This window comes from Alphaproteobacteria bacterium (assembly GCA_041396705.1).
In the GTDB taxonomy this organism is placed as follows: domain Bacteria; phylum Pseudomonadota; class Alphaproteobacteria; order CALKHQ01; family CALKHQ01; genus CALKHQ01.
The window spans coordinates 165,996-184,048 of the sequence record JAWKYB010000005.1 but is presented as its reverse complement, the minus strand read 5'-3'; the positions used below and the strand labels follow the sequence as shown (position 1 = coordinate 184,048).

The window sequence follows — 18,053 nt, the reverse complement described above, 5'->3', positions numbered from 1 at the left end:
CCGGTCCTATGCCGCGCTCAGGTCCTCGCCGCGCAGCGCCTTGTCGATCAGCGCACAGGTTTCGTCCCGGCCGTAGAGCGCGATGAACGAGCCGAAGCGCGGCCCCTGCGCCTGGCCCAGCAGCACCTCGTAGATCGCCTTGAACCAGTCGCGCAGCGGCTCGAAACCGTGGGTCTTGCCGATCTCGTAGACGATGTTCTGCAGGTCCTCGGCGGACGCGTCCGCGGCGGCGGCGCGCAGCGCGCCGGCGAGCGCGTCGAGCGCCGCGGCCTCCTGCGCCGTCGGCGCGCGATAGCGCTTCGCCGGCTTCACGAAGTCGCGGTAGTAGGCCAGCGCATAGCCGACCAGCCTGTCGAGGAACGGCGCTGACTGCGGCGTCGCCTCCGGCACGTAGCGGCTGATGAAGCCCCACAGCACCGCGGCGTCGACCGCGTTGGCGGCGCTGGCGAGATTCAGGATCATCGAATAGGCCAGCCGCATCGGCTCGCTCGGCGGCGCGCCGTCGTGGATGTGCCAGACCTGGCTCTTCGGCTGGTCGGCATGGGCCAGCGCCGGATAGTCGGCGAGCGCGGCCTGGTAGTCGTCGACGGTCTTCGGGATCACGTCGAAATACAGCTTCTTGGCCGTCTTCGGCTTGGTCGCCATGAACAGCGCCAGGCTTTCCGGCGGACCGTAGGTCAGCCATTCCTCGACCGAAAGGCCGTTGCCGCGCGACTTGGAGATCTTCTCGCCCTTCTCGTCGAGGAACAGCTCGTAGTTGAAGCCCTCCGGCGCACGGCCGCCCAGCGCCTTGGTGATCCGGCTCGACAGCTTGACGGAATCGATCAGGTCCTTGCCGGACATCTCGTAGTCGACGCCGAGCGCGGCCCAGCGCATGCCCCAGTCCGGCTTCCACTGCAGCTTGCAGCGCCCGCCCATGATCGACACCTCGGTCAGCGCACCGGTGTCCGGGTCGCGATAGACGACGGTCGCGTCGGCGGGGCGCACCTCCTCGATCGGCACCTGCAGCACCCGGCCGGTGCGCGGGCAGACCGGCAGGAACGGGCTGTAGGACTTCTGCCGCTCCTCGCGCAGCGACGGCAGCATGATTTCCATGATCTGGTCGTAGCGCTCGGCGACGCGGACCATCCACGGGTCGAACAGGCCCGATGTGTAGCACTCGGTCGCGCTCTTGAACTCGTACTCGAAGCCGAAGCCGTCCAGGAAGGCGCGCAGCCGGGCGTTGTTGTGCTGGCCGAACGACGGATACTTGCCGAACGGGTCCGGCACCTGGGTCAGCGGCTTTTCCAGGTGCTGGGCCAGCATGTCGCGGTTCGGCACGTTGTCCGGCACCTTGCGCAGCCCGTCCATGTCGTCGGAGAAGCAGAACAGCCGGGTCGGGATGTCGCTCAGCACCTGGAAGGCATGGCGGACCATGGTGGTGCGCACCACCTCGCCGAAGGTGCCGATGTGCGGCAGGCCGGACGGGCCGTAGCCGGTCTCGAACAGGACATAGCCCTTCTCGGGCGTGTACGCCGGGCCGGCGCCGCCCAGCCGGTCGATCAGCTTGCGCGCCTCCTCGAACTGCCAGACGTTGGTCCCGCCGGCGTCGTCGCGCCATGCCGCGAACCGGCCTTGCCCCGCGCCACCCATCGCACGCATCCCTGAGCTTGAGGAAAAATCAGGCGGCGGACCTTATGTGCGGCGCGGTGCAGCGTCAACCGCCGGCGCCGTGGCGCGCCGCCGCGCGCTTGCCGGCGCGGCGGTTGCGCGCTATCAAGTGCCGTTCCCTGCGCGTCCCGCACGCATGCGGCGCCGTCATGGCCATCGGCCGGGAACGCTTCCCAGACATTCGCGCGACAACCGAGAGCCGCGGCACGCCCGCCGCGGCGCTGCGAAGGAGTCCGTCCGATGAAACGCCATGTGCTGACCGGCGCGCCCGGCGCCGGCAAGACCGCCCTGCTCCGGGGCCTGGAGGCCGACGGTTTCGCCGTGGTGGAGGAGGCGGCGACCAACGTGATCGCGCTGGCCCAGGCCCGCGGCGTGGCGGAGCCCTGGCTGCAGGCGGATTTCGTCGACGCTGTGCTGGCGCTGCAGTGCCGACGGCAGCGCGCGGCCGACCGCTGGCCGGTCGAGGCCGTGCTGTTCGACCGCTCGCCGGTCTGCACGCTCGCGCTGGCGCGGTTCCTCGGCCGCGCGCCGACGCCGGCACTGGCCGCGGAACTCGATCGCATCGCGTCCGAGCGGACCTATCGGCGGCGGGTGCTGTTCGTCCGCAACCTCGGCTTCTGCGAGCCGACGGCGGCGCGACGGATCAGCTTCGACGACAGCCTGCGCTTCGAGCAGGTCCACCTGGAGGTCTATGACGCGCTCGGCTATGCGTGCGTGCCGATAGAGGCGGCCGACCTCGACCGGCGCATCGCGGCGGTGCGCGCCGCGCTGGCCGAGGACTGAAGGCTCAGGCGGCGATGTCGACCAGCTGGCCGCGCCCGCTCTCGGCCGGCGGCTTCGGCGGTGCGGCTTCGGTCTTCTCTGCCGGTGCGGCCTCGGCACGCGATGCCGCGGCGGCCTCGGTCCGCTCCGCGCCGCGCTGCGACGAGGCGGCGGCGTTCTCCGCCGCCGACGGCGCCGTGCGCGGCTGGTTCGGCACCGCGCCGGTCGGGTCCTGCAGGCTTTGCAGGGTCGATGTCGAGCCGACTGCAAGGTCCATGGGGGTCACTTCCTGTGATGTCTCCGCACACATGGCGCGGGCTGACGCCAGCTTGACCTTTCGCGCATGGCGACGCGAGGCTTTTCGTTTCGAATTCGACGCAAATGCCGGCCGCGTACAGGCGCCGCTTGCGCCGGCTGCCGCCGCTTGCTCTAAGCCCGGCACCCGCCCCGCGGCAATGCCGGACAACCGATGGACGACTTCCTGCATCTGGGCCCGCTGTTCGACGGCCGCCTCGCCATCGTGGCGACGGCGGTGCTGGTCGCCGGCGTGGTGCGCGGCTTTTCCGGCTTCGGCACCGCGATGGTGCTGATGCCGATCGCCAGCGCCGCCTACAGCCCGACCACCGCGCTGGTGCTGCTGTTCGTCACCGATACCGTGATGACGGTGCCGCTGGTGGCGCGCGCCGCACCGCTGTGCCGCTGGCGGCAGGTGCTGCCGATGGTGGCGGGCGCCGCCGTCACCGCGCCGCTCGGCGTCTATCTGCTGACCGAGCTCGATCCGGTGCTGGTCCGCTGGATGATGAGCCTGCTGATCTTCGCCGTCGTCGCCGTCCTGATCGCCGGCTGGCGCTATCGGCGCGCGGCGACGCCGCCGCTGGCCTTCGGCGTCGGCGGCGCCTCCGGCTTCAGCGCCGGGCTCACCGGGCTGAGCGGCCCGCCGGTGGTGCTGTTCTGGCTGGGCGGCCAGGACGCGCAGCCGCGGCAGGTGCGCGCCGACCTGATCGTCTATTTCGGGCTGATGAGCGTCATCTCGGCCTACAGCTACTGGCTCAACGACGTGTTCACCTGGGTGGCGGTGCAGATCGCCGTCCTGCTGCTGCTGCCCTATGGTCTCGGGCTCTGGCTCGGCGCGCGCGGCTTCGGCCGCAGTCGCGAGGCGCACTATCGCTGGCTGGCCTACGGCCTGTGCGCCGGCGCGGCGGCGCTGGCGCTGCCGGTCTGGGCCTGAAGGAATGGGCCTGAAGGAATAGGCCGGGTGGGCCGGGCCGCTTGACCCGGCCGGCGGGCGGCGCGAGAGAATGGCGCGATCGGCCGGCGGCGGCCGGCAGCCGGGGAGCGCGGGCTTGAGCATGACTGTGTTGTACCACGCATCGCGCCGGCTGCGCGGCGCGGCCGCGGCGATCCTGCTGTCAGTGGCAGCGGGACCGGCGCTGGCGCAGGCCGGCGACCCGGTGGCCGAGCTGCCGGCGGGGACCTACGGCCTCGACCGCGCCCATGCCAGCCTGATCTTCCGGGTCGACCATCTCGGCTTCTCGCATTTCACCGCCCGCTTCACCCGGTTCGACGCGACGCTGGATTTCGATCCGGCCGACCCGACAGCGATGCAGGTGTCGGCCACGGTCGACGCCGCCTCGATCGAGACCGACTATCCCGACCCGGCCAGCTACGACTTCAACGCCGACCTGCGCGGCGCGCCGTGGCTGGACGCCGCGCAGCACCCGCAGATGACGTTCGTTTCGACCGCGGTGGTTCCGACCGGCGCGCTCAGCGCCGACGTCACCGGCGACCTGACCCTGCGCGGCGTCACCCGGCCGGTGACGCTGGCGGTGACCTTCAACGGCGGCTATGCCGGCCATCCGCTCGACCCGTCCGGCTCGCGCATCGGCTTCTCGGCCCGCGGCACGCTGATGCGCGCCGATTTCGGGATGGGCTTCGGCATTCCCGAGCCGGGCACGACCATGGGAGTCGGCAACGCGGTCGAGGTGATCGTCGAGGCGGAGTTCACCCGGCCGAAGGACGGCGGCTGAGGCGCGCAGCGCGCTACATCAGAATCCCGCCGTCGGCGACGTGGGCGACGCCGGTGGTGTAGCTCGACTCGTCCGACGCGAGATAGAGGCACAGCCGGGCCAGTTCCTCGGCCGTGCCGAGCCGCCCCATCGGCTGGCGGCCGACGAAGCTGGCCAGCGCCTGGTCGACCCCGATCCCCTGCGCCGCGGCCATGTCGGCGACGCGCTGGCGCAACGAGGGCGTGTCGACCGTGCCGGGGCAGACGGCGTTGCAGCGGATGCCCTCGGCCACGTGGTCGGCGGCGATCGCCTTGGTCAGACCGATCACGGCCGCCTTGCTGGCGCCGTAGGCGAAGCGGTTGGGAATGCCCTTCAGCGACGAGGCGACGGAGGCCATGTTGATGATCGAGCCGCCGCCATTGGCGATCATCGCCGGCAGGAACGCCTTGATCATCCGGTACATCGCCTTGACGTTGAGGTCGAAGGAGAAGTCCCAGTCGCGCTCGTCGCAGTCGAGGATGGTGCCGTTGGCGACGTAGCCGGCGCAGTTGAACAGCACGTCGGGCGCGCCGATCTCGGCCGCCGCGGCGGCGATCTCCGCCGCGTCGAGCACGTTCAGCCGGCGGGTCGCGATCCGCGGGTCGGCTGCGGCCAGGCCGGCCAGGCCCTCGTCGCTGACGTCGGTGGCGATCACGGTCGCGCCCTCGGCCGCGAACAGCAGCGCCGATGCACGGCCGATTCCGGCCGCCGCCGCCGTGATCAGGGCCGTCTTGCCCGCCAGTCTCTCCCCCATCGGTCCGATTCCTCCGCTTTGCCGATCGTGCCGCGGCACGCTAGATTGGGCGCAATCCCGCAACAACCCGCGTGTCGCACGGCCGATGCCGGCGCTGCAAGAGAGGAAACGCGACGATGAACGCGATCGGACCCGCCCCCGGCGCCCTGACCATCCGGCTCGACCCCGCCGACAACGTGGTGGTCGCCCGTGCCGACCTGCTGCCCGGGGCGGAGGTGCCGGCCGAGGGCGTCACCGCCGCCGAGCGCATCCCCGCCGGCCACAAGATCGCCACCGCGGCGATCGCCGACGGCGCCGCGGTGCGCAAGTACAACCAGATCATCGGCTTCGCCCAGGGCGACATCGCGCCCGGCCAGCACGTGCATGTCCACAATTGCGTGATGCACGAGTTCGCCCGCGACTACGCCTTCTGCCAGGACCGACGCGAGACGCAGTATTTCGGCGAGGCGGAGCGGGCGACGTTCCAGGGCTTCCGCCGCGCCAACGGCAAGTGCGGCACCCGCAACTACATCGGCATCCTGACCAGCGTGAACTGCTCGGCCACCGCGGCGAAGTACATCGCCCGCGAGGTGGAGCGCTCGGGCCTGCTGGCCGACTATCCCAACGTCGACGGGGTGATCGCGCTGACCCACCAGACCGGGTGCGGCATGGCCGACCGCGGCGACGGCTACGAGGCGCTGCAGCGCACGCTGTGGGGCTATGCCCGCCATCCCAACTTCGCCGGCGTGCTGATGGTCGGGCTGGGCTGCGAGGTCAACCAGATCCCGTTCCTGCTGGAGGCCTACGGCATCACGCCGGGCGACGGTTTCCAGACCATGACCATCCAGGAGACCGGCGGCACGGCCAAGACGGTGGCGCATGGCGTCGAGCTGATCAAGGCGATGCTGCCGGCGGCCAATGCGGCGCACCGCGAGACCTGCCCGGCCAGCGAGCTGGTGCTGGCGCTGCAGTGCGGCGGGTCGGACGCGCTGTCCGGCATCACCGCCAACCCCTCGCTGGGCGCGGCGGCCGACCTGCTGGTGCGCCACGGCGGCACCGCGATCCTCAGCGAGACGCCGGAGATCTATGGCGCCGAGCATCTGCTGACCCGGCGCGCGATCAACGAGAAAGTCGGCCAGAAGCTGGTCGAGCGGATCAAGTGGTGGGAGGACTATGTCGAGCGCAACGGCGGCGAGATGAACAACAACCCGTCGCCGGGCAACAAGGCCGGCGGCCTGACCACCATCCTGGAGAAGTCCCTGGGTGCGGCGGCCAAGGGCGGCACCACCAACCTGTGCGGCGTCTACAAATATGCCGAGCCGGTCGACACCAAGGGCTTCGTGTTCATGGACTCGCCGGGCTACGACCCGTGCTCGGTGACCGGCCAGGTCGCCTCCGGCAGCAACGTGGTCTGCTTCACCACCGGCCGCGGTTCGGTGTTCGGCTTCAAGCCGGCCCCGTCGATCAAGCTGGCCACCAACTCGCCGATGTACCGGCGGATGTCGGACGACATGGACGTCAACGCCGGCGTGGTCGCCGACGACGGCGTCAGCGTGCAGGAGGTCGGCCGGCAGGTGTTCGACCTGGTGCTGCGGGTCGCCTCCGGCGAGCAGTCGAAGAGCGAGGCGCAGGGCTTCGGCGACTACGAGTTCATTCCGTGGCAGATCGGCGCGGTGATGTAGCGATGGGAGACACGGCAATGGACAGCGGACACAGCGAACGGCCGGGACGGCGGGCGGCGCTGCGCGGCATGGCGGGCATCGGCGTGTCGGCCGTGGCCGCCTCCGTCGTCGGCGCCTGCGTCGGCGCCCGGCCGTCGGCCCAGGCGCAGGATCCCGGCCCGCTGCCCAGCGGCGAGGCGCTGAATGCCAACGTGATGGTCGGCAAGACGCTGCGCGTCTATCACACCGGCGATGTCGTCACCCTGGACTTCAGCCCGGACCGGGTGAACGTCGAGCTCGGGCCCGACGATCGCATCGTCGCCGTCACGCTGGGCTAGGGCGGCCCGGACCGCCCTGCTGGTCGCGGTCGGCATCGGGCTGCTGCCGCTCGCCGGCTGCGACCGCCGCGATCCGGAGCAGGCGGCGCTGTGCCGCGGGCTGATCTTCGCCTTCGAGGAGCGGGCCGCCGACGCCGCGGTCGAGCCGCCCGGCTTTAACCCTGACGACCCCGCGCGCGTGGTGATCGACTATCGCCTCGACGGGCGGTCGGCGCGCATTGCGTGCCGATTCGCGGCGACCGGCATGGCGCGCGACCGGCTGCTGCTGGTTGCCGTGGTGACGCCGTCGGGCGCAGAGCTGACCGGCGTGCGGCTGCACATGCTGCGCCGCTGGCTCGGGCTCGCGCCGCTGACCGCCGGCCGCGGCGAGACGGTCGAACGCAGCCTCGGCCGGCACCTGGCCTATGGCGTGCAACAGGCGGTCAACGCGCTGGCCAACGGTGCGGTCTATGCGCTGGTCGCCATCGGCTTCACCATGATCTACGCGGTGCTCGGCAAGATGGTGCTCGCCTTCGGCCAGGTGATGATGACCGGCGCGTTCGGTGCCATCGTGGCCGGCGGCGCGCTTTCGGCGGCCGGTGTCGGCGGCAACCTGCTGCTGATCGCGGTGCTGGCCGGCGCCATCGCCGCCGCGGTCGCATACAGCCTCGCCGCCGGCCGCGTGCTCGGCGGCCTGCTGCGGGCCCGCAGCAACCAGGCCGCGCTGATCGCGTCGATCGGACTGGCCATCGCGCTGCAGGAATTCGTGCGGCTGGTGCAGGGCGCGCGCGAGATCTGGCTGCAGCCGCCGTTTCCCGGCCGCCTGCCGCTGTTCGAGGCCGGCGGCTTCGACGTGTCGGTCGGCGGCGCGACCCTGGTCGTGCTCGGCGTCACCCTGACGTTCTTCGGCGGCGTCGGCCTGCTGATGCGCAGCCGGTTCGGCCGCGCCTATCGCGCCTGCGTCGACGACATCGCGATGGCGGCGCTGGTCGGCGTGCGCGTGCCGGCGGTCACCCTGTTCGTGATGGCGGTCGGCGGCTGCGCGGCCGGCATCGCCGGCGCCTTCACCGCCCTGATCTACGGCGGGGTCAGCTTCTACGCCGGCGCCATGATCGGCCTGAAGGCGCTGACCGCGGCCATCGTCGGCGGCATCGGCTCGATCGGCGGGGCGGCGGCCGGCGGCCTGCTGATCGCCGCGCTGGAGACGGCGAGCGTCGCCTGGCTCAGCCCGGCCTACAAGGACATCGTGGTGTTCGTCGCGCTGGTGGCGATGCTGATCTGGCGGCCGCAGGGGCTGGCCGGACTGCCGCGCGGGCGGGGCGACTGAATGGCGGTGGCGTCGACCCTGGGGCGGCCGGCGGAACCGTCGCTGCGTGCGGCGCGGCTTGCCGTGACCGCGATCTTCTTCATCCACGGCTCGCTGATCGCCGGCTGGGCGCCGCATATCGCCGCGATCAAGCTGCGGCTCGGCATGAGCGACGCGCTGCTCGGCTGGGTGCTGCTGTGCATGGCCGGCGGCGCGCTGCTGGCGATGCAGGCGATCGGCTGGCTGATCGACCGGTTCGGCAGCCGGCCGCCGCTGCTGGTGTCGGCGGTCGCCTATTGCGCGCTGGTCAACGTGCCGGTGAACGCGCCTTCGCCGCTGCTGCTGGCGCTGGGCCTGGTCGCCTTCGGGGCCGCCGCCGGCGCGCTGGACGTGGCGATGAACGCCCAGGGCGCGATCGTCGAGGCGCGCCGCGGCCGGCCCAGCATGTCGGCGATGCACGGCTTCTTCAGCCTGGGCGCGCTGGCCGGCGCCGGGCTGGCCGCGGCGATGCTGCGGCTCGGCATGGCGCCCTGGCAGCACGCGCTCGGCCTGTCGCTGGCCGGGCTGGCCGGCGCCCTGGTCGCGGTCCGGTTCCTGCTGCCGGCGTCGGTCGACCGCGGCGGCGGCCGGCCGCGTTCGCGCCTGCGCGTGTCGCGCTCCGCGCTGGTGCTCGGCCTGCTCGGCGGTATCGCGATGATGGCGGAGGGCGCGATGGTCGACTGGAGCGCGGTCTATCTGCGCGACGTGGCGCAGGCGCCGGCCGACCGGGCGGGCTGGGCGTTCGCCGGGTTCAGCGCGGCGATGGCGGCGGTGCGGCTGGCCGGCGACCGCATCAATGCCCGGCTTGGTGCCGGCCTGCTGCTGCGGCTCAGCGCGCTGGTCGCGATCGCCGGCTGCGCCGTGATGGCACTGGCGCCCGGCCTGGTCACCGGCATCGCCGGGGCGATCCTGGTCGGGATCGGCGCGGCCAACTGCGTGCCGCTGGTCTGCGCCGCCGCCGCACGCAGCGGCTCCGGCGGTCCGGGCGCCGGCAGCAGCCTCGCGCTGGTGGTTGGTCTCGCCTATTGCGGCTTCCTGATCGGCCCGCCGCTGGTCGGCGGCCTGGCGGAACTGTTCTCGCTGCAGGCGGCGATCGGCGTGGTCGGCGCGTTGCTGCTGGTGGTGGCGCTGACGCCGCTGCCCGACGGCGACCGCAGCTAGCCGCCGACCTCGGCCAGCAGCCAGCGGCGGAAGGCGCGGACCTTGCGGCTGTCGTCGTCGCGCGCCGCGACCAGGTAGAAGTCGCCGTCGGGGTCGGGCACGGTCAGCGGCAGCGGCCGGACCAACCGCGACGCGGCGATGGCGTCGGCGACGAAAGGCTGGTGGCTGATGGCGATGCCCAGCCCGGCGATCGCCGCCTCCACCGCCTGGGCCGAGGTGGAGAACGTCAGCCAGCGGCGCGGCTGCAGGCCGGCGACGCCGGCGGCATCCAGCCAGGCGGCCCAGTCGCGGTCGCGCGGCGCGGCATCGATGCGGATCAGGGCGTGGCCGGCCAGATCGGCCGGCGAGCGGACCGGCCGTTCCGCCACCAGCGCCGGGCTCGCCGCCAGCCCGATGCCGTTCGCCATCAGGAAGTCGGCGCGCATGCCGCGCCAGCGGCCGCGGCCGCAGCGGATCGACAGGTCGACATCCTCGCGCACCACGTCCTCGGGCCGCGAGGTGGTCAGCAGCCGCGCCTCGATCTCGGGATGCGCCTCCTGGAAGCCGGCCAGCCGCGGGATCAGCCAACGCTGTGCCAGCGTGGCGAGCAGGCTGACGGTCAGCGTGGCGCCGCCGCGGCCCGGTCGCGCCGCCACCGCCGCGGTGGCGCGCGCCAGCGCGTCCAGCGCCTCGCGGATGCGCGCGGCATAGAGCTCGGCGGTCTCGTCGACGGCGATGCCGGCTGCCGTGCGGCGCACCAGCGCACGGCCGACCAGGCGCTCCAGCTGGCGCAGCTGCTGGCTCGCCGCCGGCTGGGTGATGCCGAGCTCGGCGGCCGCCCGGCCGACGCTGCGGTTGCGGACCACCGCCTCGAACACCTGCAGGCTGCGATGGGACGGCAGCGGCGCCCCGCTCATAAGAAATCCTTATGTCACTTCAGCCGAACTGATTTGCAAAAAGAGCGTGGATCAGGTTGTTCTGGCGAGCAAGGCATAAGAGCGGGCGCAAGAGCCATCGTGGACCCCTGGATTCCGATCACCGTCGCCGCGGCGTTCATGCAGAACCTGCGCACCGCGCTGCAGAAGCACCTGACCGGGCGGCTGACCACGCTGGGCGCGACCTATGCCCGCTTCGTGATGGGCGTGCCGTTCGTGGCGGTCTATCTGTGGGTCGTGGCGGCGCAGACCGGCCAGCCGGTGCCGACGCCGGACGCGGCGTTCGCGCTCTACGCGGCACTCGGCGGCCTGGCGCAGATCCTCGCCACCTTCTGCCTGCTGAGCGCGTTCCAGTACCGCAACTTCGCGGTCGGCACCGCCTATTCGAAGACGGAGACGATCCAGACCGCGCTGGTGGCGGCGGTGGTGCTGGGCGAGGCGCTGAGCCTCGGCGCCGTCCTCGGCATCCTGGTCAGCCTCGCCGGCGTGCTGACCATCTCCGCCGCCAGGTCGCGGCTGAGCGCGCGCACGCTGCTGACCGGCTGGGCCGAGAAGGCGGCGCTGATCGGGCTGGCGTCCGGCGGGCTGTTCGGCGTCTCGGCGGTCTGCTACCGCGCCGCGGCGCTGGCGCTCGACGGCGGCGACAGCGTGATCCGCGCCGCGACCACGCTGGCCTGCGTGCTGGTGTTCCAGACCGCGGCGATGACGCTGTGGCTGCTGCTGCGCGATCGCGGCCAGCTGGCCGCGGTGTTCCGGCACTGGCGCTGGACCATCGTCGTCGGCCTGACCTCGATGCTCGGATCGGCCGGCTGGTTCACCGCGATGGCGATGCAGAATGCGGCTTTGGTGCGCGCCGTCGGCCAGGTCGAGCTGGTGTTCACCTTCGCCGCGTCGACCCTGATCTTCCGCGAGCGCTCCAGCGCGGCCGAGCTGGCCGGCATCGCGCTGGTGGTCGGCGGCATCCTGCTGGTGCTGCTGTGGTAGGGCTCAGCGCCGGGCCAGGGCCAGTGCCACGCCGGCGCCGACCAGCACCGCGCCGGTGATGCGGTTGCGCAGCGCGCCATAGCGCCGCAGCGCATGGCGGGCCCAGCCGGCGGCGAGCGCCCACAGGCCGTCGCCGATGCCGACCACGGCCAGGAACAGCGCGCCGAGAATGGCCAGCTCCGTCGCCGGTTCGGCGTCGGGGCGCACGAACTGGGGCAGGAAGGCGCCGTAGAACAGCAGGGTCTTCGGGTTGACCACGGCCAGCGCCGTGCCCTGCCAGAAGATGGCCGCAGGGCGCCGCGGCTGGGCCTGCACCGCCGCGAGGTCGCCGGCGGTCCGGCTCCAGGTCCACAGCCCCAGCCCGACCAGATAGGCGACGCCGAGCCAGCGCAGCCAGCCGAGCAGATCGGCCATGGCCCCCATCAGCGCGGCCATGCCCGACACCGCCAGTGCCAGCTGCACCGCCACGCCCAGGGTCGTGCCGGCGACGGTGACCAGGCCGAAGCGCGCGCCATAGGCCACGCTGTTCGCCACGATCAGCGCCACGTTGGGGCCGGGAATGGCGACGAGCACGGCGACGGCGGCGACGAAGGCGAGATACAGGGTCAAGGCGGCGAACCTGCCGTGATGCAGCCGGGGACGGCGCAGATTGCCGCGCAGCCGCGGGCCTGTCAGGCCCTATTTCGTCGCGCCGCGCCGATCGCGGGCTCGGCCAGGCGCCGCCGCCGGGCCCGCAGGCCGTTGAGGAGCAGGCGCAGCGGCAGCGGCGCCGCCATCGCCGCCAGCACCGTCCACATCGGGCCGATCCGGAACCGCAGGTCCAGGTTCGCCAGCAGCACGCGGTCGGCCGGCAGGCCGGTCATGGTGGCGTACCAGGCGTATTCGATGGCCGCGGTCGCCAGTGCCGCCAGCACGGCGACGACGACGATCGCGGCCTCGCTCCCGCCCGGCAGCCGCCGCAGGACCGGCAGCCGGTGCAGCATCAGGCCCGCGAACAGGCCGGCGCACAGCACCGGCTCGCCGACGTCGGCGCGCGATTGCAGGAAGAAATGGACCAGGGTCAGGGCGGCCAGCGGGTAGACGGCGGCATGCAATCGCTTCCAGTTGCGGCGCAGCCGGCGGATCGCGGCGTCGAACGATGTGGCCGCGAGGACGCCGAGGCCGAGCAGCGCGACGAAGCCGACGGTCAGGTAGAAGCGGCCGACGATCTCGCCGGCGGCGAGCGCGATGTCGCCGCCCTGGTCGATCAGATAGAGCGCCAGATGGGCGGCGGCATAGCAGAAGGCGGCGACGCCGAGCATCCGGCGGACGGTGGCCAGGGGCGGCCAGGCCAGCAGCCGCCGCAACGGAGTGACCGCCAGCGTGGCGACCAGCAGGTAGACCGCCCAGTCGCCGGCCCGGTGCAGCGCGGCCTCGACCGGGTCGGCGGCCACCGCCTCGCTCGCCAGCCCCCAGCCGATGCGGACACCCGGTGCGGCGACCAGCGCAAAGGCGGCCAGGCGCAACGGGTCGAAGCCGCCGCGGCGGTCGTTCCACGGCAGGTGTCGGCTCAGGCTCTGCAAAGGCGCGGCGATCGGCGTGCCCTTTCCGCGGCTGGTGGGCCCGCAGACTACGCGTAGCGCAGGCGCGGCGGCAGGCCAATCCGGATCACCGCGGTTCACGATCGCGTCCAGGCTTCGGGCAGGAGCGGCGGCAGTGCGATTAGTAAATGTAAGATCAGGAGAACCTTAATGAAAATTCTAACATAGGTTATGCGTCCGAAATTAATGTCGGGACGGTCGGAACCATCGCTGCAATTGTCCGTTCTGCGGCGACGACTTTGTCATCGCGTGCGAAGTCGAACACTTCACGGACCGGAGTCCGTCAAGTCAAATCGTTGCCGAAAGGAGCACGACATGAAACGCCTGTTGGGCACTACCGCCCTTTCCCTGTTGCTGGCCGCGCCGGCCTTCGCCCAGTCCGACTCCGCGGGCTTCTGCGCCGACGGCTGGATCGCCGCCGACACCGACAACAACGGCTATGTCAGCGCCGACGAGCATGCCGCTGCCACCGCCGGCGTCTATTCGGGCTATGACGCCGATGGCGACGGCATGGTCTCGCGCGACGAGTATCTGGGCTGCGTCACCGCCGGCGGCCAGGCCGGCGAGCCGGGCAACGACGACGAGTTCATGGCCGCCGATGCCGACGGCGACGGCATCGTCAGCGTCGACGAATACCGGATGTCGATCTCCACGTCGTACGAGCAGTCCGGTGCGGCCGACATGCCGGCCGACCAGGTCGCGGCGCGCGCGGCCGCCCACTTCCGCCTGTTCGATTCCAACGAAGACGGCAAGATTTCGCGCGAGGAGTGGACCGGCTCGCCGGACGAAACCTCGAACCGCGGGCTGGGCGGGCGCTTCGACATGATGGACACCGACCAGGACGGTCAGGTCACGCGCGCGGAATACGACGCGGCCAGCACCACCGCCTATGAGCGGGCCGGCCAGGCGGCGCGCGACGAGGGCGTCGAGACCGAGAACGGCGTCCCGGTGTTCCCCTACCACTTCTGGATCAACTGATCCGCGGGAACCGATTTGCCGGGCCGGAGCCTATCGGTCCGGCACGCAGATGGCGCGCGAGCTTTCAACTCGCGCGCCATTGGCGCATGTGTCGGTGCAGTTGCCGGCGGCGCGACAGGCCGCCCGCGCCGTGTTCTCCAGCGCGCCGGCAACGACCGAGATGCCGTCGCTGCCGCCGCAGCCGGTCGCGGCGAGAGTCAGACAGAGGGCCAGGACGCGCATCGCGCGGCCTCAGCAGCCCCAGCGCAGGCCGGCGGTGTGCACCGGCGCGTCCCAGAAGCGCGCGATCTCGTCGTCGAGCAGGGTCAGCGTGATCGAGCAGCCGGCCATTTCCAGCGACGTGACGTAGTTGCCGACCAGCGCGCGGCCGATGCCGACGCCGGCCTTGTCCAGCACCCGGCGGGCGGCATCGAACATCAGGTACAGCTCCATCGCCGCGCTGCCGCCGAACCCGTTGACCAGCAGCAGCGCCCGGTCGCCGGTCGCCGGCTTCAGGTCCGCCAGGATGGCGCCGACCATTTCCTCCGCGATCGCGTCGGCGCTGGCCAGCCTGACGCGACGACGGCCCGGCTCGCCGTGGATGCCGACGCCCATCTCCATCTCGTCCTCGCCGATCTGGAAGGTCGGCGTGCCGGCCGCCGGCACGGTGCAACTGGTCAGCGCCACGCCCATCGAGCCGGTGCGCTTGTTGGTCCTGTCGCCGAGCGCCTTGCAGGCGGCGAGGTCGGCGCCGGCTTCCGCCGCCGCCCCGACCACCTTCTCCACCACCAGCGTGCCGGCGACCCCGCGCCGGCCGGTGGTGTAGGTGCTGTCCTCGACGGCGACGTCGTCGTTGGTCAGCACGGTGGCGACCTGGGCGCCGGTGGCGTCCGCCACCATTTCCGCCGCCATGTCGAAGTTCATCACGTCGCCTTCGTAGTTCTTGACGACGAACAGGATGCCGGCGCCGCCGTTCACCGCCTCGGCGGCGGCGACCATCTGGTCGGGGGTCGGCGAGGTGAACACCTGGCCGGGGCAGGCGGCGTCGAGCATGCCCTTGCCGACCAGTCCGCCGTGCAGCGGCTCGTGCCCGCTGCCGCCGCCGGAGATCAGCGCGACCTTGCCCTGCACCGGTGCGTCGGCGCGGCAGACATAGGTCGGGTCGTGGGCGACGCGGACGATGCCGGCATGGGCGGCGGCGAAGCCGTTCAGGCTCTCGGTCAGGATGTCGTCGACGGCGTTGATCAGCTTCTTCATGGCGGCCCTCCCCCGGCGCTTTCGTTGTCGGCGACGGCGAGATTACCGATCAGGCGTCGAGCCGGTCCAGTACCCGCATCACCGCGGCGGTGCCGCCGACCGGGGCCATGATATGCACGCCGGCGACGCCGTCGATCTCGCTGAGCCCGGCGATCAGCTCGGCGCACATCGCCACCCCCTCGCCGGACGGGTCGTCGGACCGGTCGAGCCGGTCGATCCAGGCGTCCGGCACCGAGACGCCGAACAGGTTGTCGTTCATCCAGCGCGCCGAGCGGGCCGAGGCGATCGGCCCGACACCGAGCACGACCTTCAGCCGCTCGGTCAGCCCGGCGTCGACCAGCGCCGCCATGTAGCGGCGGGCGGCGGCCAGCTCGAAGCAGAACTGGGTCTGCACGAAGTCGGCGCCGGCGTCGGCCTTGGCGGCGAGGCCGCCGGGGTGCCAGCCCGGCGGCGGGTCGGTCGGCGTGTCGGCGCAGCCGATCAGCATCGCCGGCGCGGCCGCCAGCGCCCGGCCCGACGGCAGCGTGCCGTCGTCGCGCATGCCGCGCACCGCCGTCATCACCGCGCGGCTGTCGTAGTCCCACACCGGCCTGGCGTCGGGCTGGTCGCCGGTGGCGGGGTCGTCGCCATGCAGCACCAGGATGTTGCGGATGCCGAGCGCGGCGGCGCCGAGGATGTCGGACTGGATGGCGATGCGGTTGCGGTCGCGGCAGGTCATCTGCATCACCGGCTCGGCGCCGGCGCCGCGCACCAGCGCCGCGGCGGCGAGGCTGGCCATCGCGGCACGGGCGCCGGCGCCGTCGGTCAGGTTGATCGCGTCGACCCGCCCGACCAGCGGCCGCACCCGCTCAATCAGATGTTCGGGGTCGGCCGAGGCGGGCGGCGCCACCTCGACCGTCACCGCGAAGCGGCCGGCAGCGAAGGCGTCGGCCAGGGCGTTGCCGGTCGCGGTCGGCGCGCCGGTCATGTCATGTGTCCTTCGCCGCGCAGGCTGACGTGGCCGTCGCGACCGACGATCAGGTGGTCGTGCACCGCCACGCCCATCGCCTGCGCCGCCTTCTGGATGTCGCGGGTCATGGCGATGTCGGCCTGGCTCGGCGTCGGGTCGCCCGACGGGTGGTTGTGGACCAGGATGAGGGCGCTGGCGCCCAGCTCGAGCGCCCGCTTGATCACCTCGCGCGGATAGACCGGCGTGTGGTCGATCGTGCCGCGCTGCTGCACCTCGTCGGCGATCAGGCGATTCTTGCGGTCCAGGAACAGCAGGCGGAACTGCTCGGTCGGTTCGTCCGCCATGGCCCGTCGGCAGTAGTCCACCACCTTGTGCCAGGCGTTCAGCACGTCGCGGTCCTTCAGCTCGTGCCGGCCCAGGCGGATAGCCGCCGCGCGCATGGTGCGCAGCGCCGCAACCACGCCGTCGCTGACGCCGCCGAAGCGCTTCAGCTCGGCGTCCGCGGCGGCGAAGGTGCCGCCGAAGCCGAACCGGTCGACCAGCTGCTTGGCCAGCGGCTTCACATCGCGGCGCGGGATCGCCAGGAACAGGACCAGTTCCATCAGGTCGTAGTCGGACAGCTTCTCGGCATCGCCGCTGCGCAGCCGTTCCTTGGCGCGCTCGCGATGGCCGTGGAAGTGCGGCTTGTCCTGATCGGCAGCCTGGGTCACGGGCGGACTTGGATTGCCTCGGGCGCGCGCATCCCGCCCTGCCTCGTCATTGCGGGCCGCCGCCAGGCAGCGTGGACGTTCGGGGCCGCCTCACCGGCGTCGGTGCGGATGCCCTGGCTTGCCACGTCGCTTCGCTCCTCGCAATGACGGCCAGAGTGGAGCGGCCCGCGGCCCCACGCTCAGCTGTAGGGTGGCTTGTGCAGCCCGGCCGGCGAGGTTGTGAAGATCTCGCAGCCGTCGGCGGTGACGCCGACCGAATGCTCGAACTGCGCCGACAGCGAGCGGTCGCGGGTGACCGCGGTCCAGCCGTCGCCGAGGATCTTCACCTCCTTGCGGCCGGCGTTGATCATCGGCTCGACGGTGAAGAACATGCCCTCGCGCAGTTCCACCCCGGTGCCCGGCACGCCGTAGTGCAGCACGCTGGGCGCGTCGTGAAAGATGCGGCCGAGCCCGTGGCCGCAGAAATCCTCGACCACGGAGAAGCGGGCCGCCTCCGCGAAGCTCTGGATCGCATGGCCGATGTCGCCCAGCCGGGCGCCGGGCCGCACCGCCGCGATGCCGCGCATCATCGCCTCGTAGGTCACGTCGACCAGCCGCTGCGCCTTCACGCTGACGCCGTCGCCGACCGGGAACATGCGGCTGGTGTCGCCATGCCAGCCGTCCAGGATCACGGTCACGTCGATGTTCACCACGTCGCCGTCGCGCAGCACCTTGTCGCCGGGGATGCCGTGGCAGACCACGTGGTTGACCGAGGTGCAGATCGACTTCGGAAAGCCGCGGTAATTCAACGGCGCCGGGATCGCGCCGTGGTCGACGATATAGTCGTGGCACAGTTGATCGAGCCGCTCGGTGGTCACGCCCGCGGCCACGAACGGCGTGACATAGTCCAGCGTCTCCGCCGCGAGCCGGCCGGCGCGGCGCATGGCGGCGAATTCTTCCGGGCCGTGGATCTTGATCCCGACCGGACCCGTTTCGCGGCGCCGCGCTGCTGACTGCCGTCCCATTCCCATGTCCCACATCATCGCATC

The 18,053-nt window shown here is 72.0% G+C and carries 20 protein-coding genes; 9 read left to right on the top strand and 11 right to left on the bottom strand.

All coding sequences use genetic code 11. The annotated features are described in order from the left end of the window. Positions 1 to 6: 6 nt before the first annotated feature. Positions 7 to 1,632: a lysine--tRNA ligase gene (locus R3F55_08680; protein ID MEZ5667492.1), complete on the bottom strand. Its 1,626-nt coding sequence runs from the start codon at positions 1,630 to 1,632 to the stop codon at positions 7 to 9. A 258-nt stretch (positions 1,633 to 1,890) separates the two neighbouring features. Here R3F55_08680 and R3F55_08675 point away from each other — a divergent pair, with 258 nt between their 5' ends. Next, complete coding sequence (locus R3F55_08675; protein MEZ5667491.1) at positions 1,891 to 2,433, top strand: AAA family ATPase; 543 nt, start codon at positions 1,891 to 1,893, stop codon at positions 2,431 to 2,433. Between the two features lie 4 nt (positions 2,434 to 2,437). Here R3F55_08675 and R3F55_08670 read toward each other — a convergent pair whose 3' ends face one another. Further along, the gene (locus R3F55_08670; GenBank protein MEZ5667490.1) at positions 2,438 to 2,689 is read right to left on the bottom strand and encodes a hypothetical protein; all 252 of its coding nucleotides are present in this window, start codon (positions 2,687 to 2,689) and stop codon (positions 2,438 to 2,440) included. Between the two features lie 192 nt (positions 2,690 to 2,881). On the opposite strand from R3F55_08670, the gene R3F55_08665 reads away from it, so the two are divergent. Further along, positions 2,882 to 3,640, top strand: a complete 759-nt coding sequence (locus R3F55_08665; protein ID MEZ5667489.1) for a sulfite exporter TauE/SafE family protein — start codon at positions 2,882 to 2,884, stop codon at positions 3,638 to 3,640. Positions 3,641 to 3,761: 121 nt separating this feature from the next. Further along, on the top strand, positions 3,762 to 4,439 hold the full coding sequence (locus R3F55_08660; protein ID MEZ5667488.1) for a YceI family protein: 678 nt from the start codon (positions 3,762 to 3,764) through the stop codon (positions 4,437 to 4,439). Between the two features lie 13 nt (positions 4,440 to 4,452). Here R3F55_08660 and R3F55_08655 read toward each other — a convergent pair whose 3' ends face one another. After that, positions 4,453 to 5,211, bottom strand: a complete 759-nt coding sequence (locus R3F55_08655; protein MEZ5667487.1) for an SDR family oxidoreductase — start codon at positions 5,209 to 5,211, stop codon at positions 4,453 to 4,455. Positions 5,212 to 5,327: 116 nt separating this feature from the next. Between R3F55_08655 and R3F55_08650 the strand changes: the two genes are divergently transcribed. From R3F55_08650 to R3F55_08635, 4 genes are all read left to right on the top strand, one after another. Then, on the top strand, positions 5,328 to 6,872 hold the full coding sequence (locus R3F55_08650) for an altronate dehydratase family protein (GenBank protein ID MEZ5667486.1): 1,545 nt from the start codon (positions 5,328 to 5,330) through the stop codon (positions 6,870 to 6,872). A 17-nt stretch (positions 6,873 to 6,889) separates the two neighbouring features. Beyond that, positions 6,890 to 7,189 carry an I78 family peptidase inhibitor gene (locus R3F55_08645; protein MEZ5667485.1) on the top strand — a complete coding sequence of 100 codons (300 nt, stop codon included), beginning with the start codon at positions 6,890 to 6,892 and terminating at the stop codon, positions 7,187 to 7,189. 244 nt (positions 7,190 to 7,433) lie between these two features. Then, on the top strand, positions 7,434 to 8,495 hold the full coding sequence (locus tag R3F55_08640) for a branched-chain amino acid ABC transporter permease (GenBank protein MEZ5667484.1): 1,062 nt from the start codon (positions 7,434 to 7,436) through the stop codon (positions 8,493 to 8,495). 6 nt (positions 8,496 to 8,501) lie between these two features. Beyond that, positions 8,502 to 9,674, top strand: a complete 1,173-nt coding sequence (locus R3F55_08635) for an MFS transporter (protein ID MEZ5667483.1) — start codon at positions 8,502 to 8,504, stop codon at positions 9,672 to 9,674. On the opposite strand, the gene R3F55_08630 is transcribed toward R3F55_08635, so the two are convergent. Continuing rightward, the gene (locus tag R3F55_08630; GenBank protein MEZ5667482.1) at positions 9,671 to 10,570 is read right to left on the bottom strand and encodes a LysR substrate-binding domain-containing protein; all 900 of its coding nucleotides are present in this window, start codon (positions 10,568 to 10,570) and stop codon (positions 9,671 to 9,673) included. The two genes, R3F55_08635 and R3F55_08630, sit on opposite strands and share 4 nt — an antisense overlap. 99 nt (positions 10,571 to 10,669) lie before the next feature. On the opposite strand from R3F55_08630, the gene R3F55_08625 reads away from it, so the two are divergent. After that, positions 10,670 to 11,572 carry a DMT family transporter gene (locus R3F55_08625; GenBank protein ID MEZ5667481.1) on the top strand — a complete coding sequence of 301 codons (903 nt, stop codon included), beginning with the start codon at positions 10,670 to 10,672 and terminating at the stop codon, positions 11,570 to 11,572. A 3-nt stretch (positions 11,573 to 11,575) separates the two neighbouring features. Here the strand turns inward: R3F55_08625 and R3F55_08620 are convergent, their stop codons facing one another. Together R3F55_08620 and R3F55_08615 are read right to left on the bottom strand one after the other, a co-directional pair. Further along, positions 11,576 to 12,181 (bottom strand): LysE family translocator, encoded by a 606-nt coding sequence (locus R3F55_08620; protein MEZ5667480.1) that lies wholly within the window; start codon positions 12,179 to 12,181, stop codon positions 11,576 to 11,578. Positions 12,182 to 12,243: 62 nt separating this feature from the next. Next, a complete protein-coding gene (locus tag R3F55_08615) occupies positions 12,244 to 13,134 on the bottom strand; it encodes a protein-methionine-sulfoxide reductase heme-binding subunit MsrQ (protein MEZ5667479.1) in 891 nt (296 codons plus the stop codon). 333 nt (positions 13,135 to 13,467) lie between these two features. Between R3F55_08615 and R3F55_08610 the strand changes: the two genes are divergently transcribed. After that, complete coding sequence (locus R3F55_08610; protein ID MEZ5667478.1) at positions 13,468 to 14,130, top strand: hypothetical protein; 663 nt, start codon at positions 13,468 to 13,470, stop codon at positions 14,128 to 14,130. Positions 14,131 to 14,160: 30 nt separating this feature from the next. On the opposite strand, the gene R3F55_08605 is transcribed toward R3F55_08610, so the two are convergent. The 5 genes from R3F55_08605 to map all read right to left on the bottom strand — a co-directional run bounded on the left by R3F55_08605 (position 14,161) and on the right by map (position 18,029). Next, complete coding sequence (locus R3F55_08605; protein MEZ5667477.1) at positions 14,161 to 14,352, bottom strand: hypothetical protein; 192 nt, start codon at positions 14,350 to 14,352, stop codon at positions 14,161 to 14,163. 9 nt (positions 14,353 to 14,361) lie between these two features. Further along, on the bottom strand, positions 14,362 to 15,366 hold the full coding sequence (gene dhaK, locus R3F55_08600) for a dihydroxyacetone kinase subunit DhaK (GenBank protein MEZ5667476.1): 1,005 nt from the start codon (positions 15,364 to 15,366) through the stop codon (positions 14,362 to 14,364). A gap of 49 nt (positions 15,367 to 15,415) precedes the next feature. Then, entirely contained in the window at positions 15,416 to 16,333 is a 918-nt protein-coding gene (locus tag R3F55_08595; protein ID MEZ5667475.1) for a methylenetetrahydrofolate reductase, read from the bottom strand. Beyond that, positions 16,330 to 17,025, bottom strand: a complete 696-nt coding sequence (gene radC, locus R3F55_08590) for a DNA repair protein RadC (GenBank protein MEZ5667474.1) — start codon at positions 17,023 to 17,025, stop codon at positions 16,330 to 16,332. Before radC ends, R3F55_08595 begins: the two co-directional genes overlap by 4 nt. Positions 17,026 to 17,204: 179 nt before the next feature. Then, on the bottom strand, positions 17,205 to 18,029 hold the full coding sequence (gene map / locus R3F55_08585; protein MEZ5667473.1) for a type I methionyl aminopeptidase: 825 nt from the start codon (positions 18,027 to 18,029) through the stop codon (positions 17,205 to 17,207). Positions 18,030 to 18,053: the final 24 nt, after the last annotated feature.

Excerpts from the sequence above, each read along its gene's own strand:
- R3F55_08680 (MEZ5667492.1), bottom strand. The coding sequence starts at position 1,632 with ATGGGTGGCGCGGGGCAAGGCCGGTTCGCGGCATGGCGCGACGACGCC.
- R3F55_08675 (MEZ5667491.1), top strand. The coding sequence starts at position 1,891 with ATGAAACGCCATGTGCTGACCGGCGCGCCCGGCGCCGGCAAGACCGCC.
- R3F55_08670 (MEZ5667490.1), bottom strand. The coding sequence starts at position 2,689 with ATGGACCTTGCAGTCGGCTCGACATCGACCCTGCAAAGCCTGCAGGAC.
- R3F55_08665 (MEZ5667489.1), top strand. The coding sequence starts at position 2,882 with ATGGACGACTTCCTGCATCTGGGCCCGCTGTTCGACGGCCGCCTCGCC.
- R3F55_08660 (MEZ5667488.1), top strand. The coding sequence starts at position 3,762 with ATGACTGTGTTGTACCACGCATCGCGCCGGCTGCGCGGCGCGGCCGCG.
- R3F55_08655 (MEZ5667487.1), bottom strand. The coding sequence starts at position 5,211 with ATGGGGGAGAGACTGGCGGGCAAGACGGCCCTGATCACGGCGGCGGCG.
- R3F55_08650 (MEZ5667486.1), top strand. The coding sequence starts at position 5,328 with ATGAACGCGATCGGACCCGCCCCCGGCGCCCTGACCATCCGGCTCGAC.
- R3F55_08645 (MEZ5667485.1), top strand. The coding sequence starts at position 6,890 with ATGGACAGCGGACACAGCGAACGGCCGGGACGGCGGGCGGCGCTGCGC.
- R3F55_08640 (MEZ5667484.1), top strand. The coding sequence starts at position 7,434 with ATGGCGCGCGACCGGCTGCTGCTGGTTGCCGTGGTGACGCCGTCGGGC.
- R3F55_08630 (MEZ5667482.1), bottom strand. The coding sequence starts at position 10,570 with ATGAGCGGGGCGCCGCTGCCGTCCCATCGCAGCCTGCAGGTGTTCGAG.
- R3F55_08610 (MEZ5667478.1), top strand. The coding sequence starts at position 13,468 with ATGAAACGCCTGTTGGGCACTACCGCCCTTTCCCTGTTGCTGGCCGCG.
- R3F55_08605 (MEZ5667477.1), bottom strand. The coding sequence starts at position 14,352 with ATGCGCGTCCTGGCCCTCTGTCTGACTCTCGCCGCGACCGGCTGCGGC.
- dhaK (MEZ5667476.1), bottom strand. The coding sequence starts at position 15,366 with ATGAAGAAGCTGATCAACGCCGTCGACGACATCCTGACCGAGAGCCTG.
- R3F55_08595 (MEZ5667475.1), bottom strand. The coding sequence starts at position 16,333 with ATGACCGGCGCGCCGACCGCGACCGGCAACGCCCTGGCCGACGCCTTC.
- map (MEZ5667473.1), bottom strand. The coding sequence starts at position 18,029 with ATGGGACGGCAGTCAGCAGCGCGGCGCCGCGAAACGGGTCCGGTCGGG.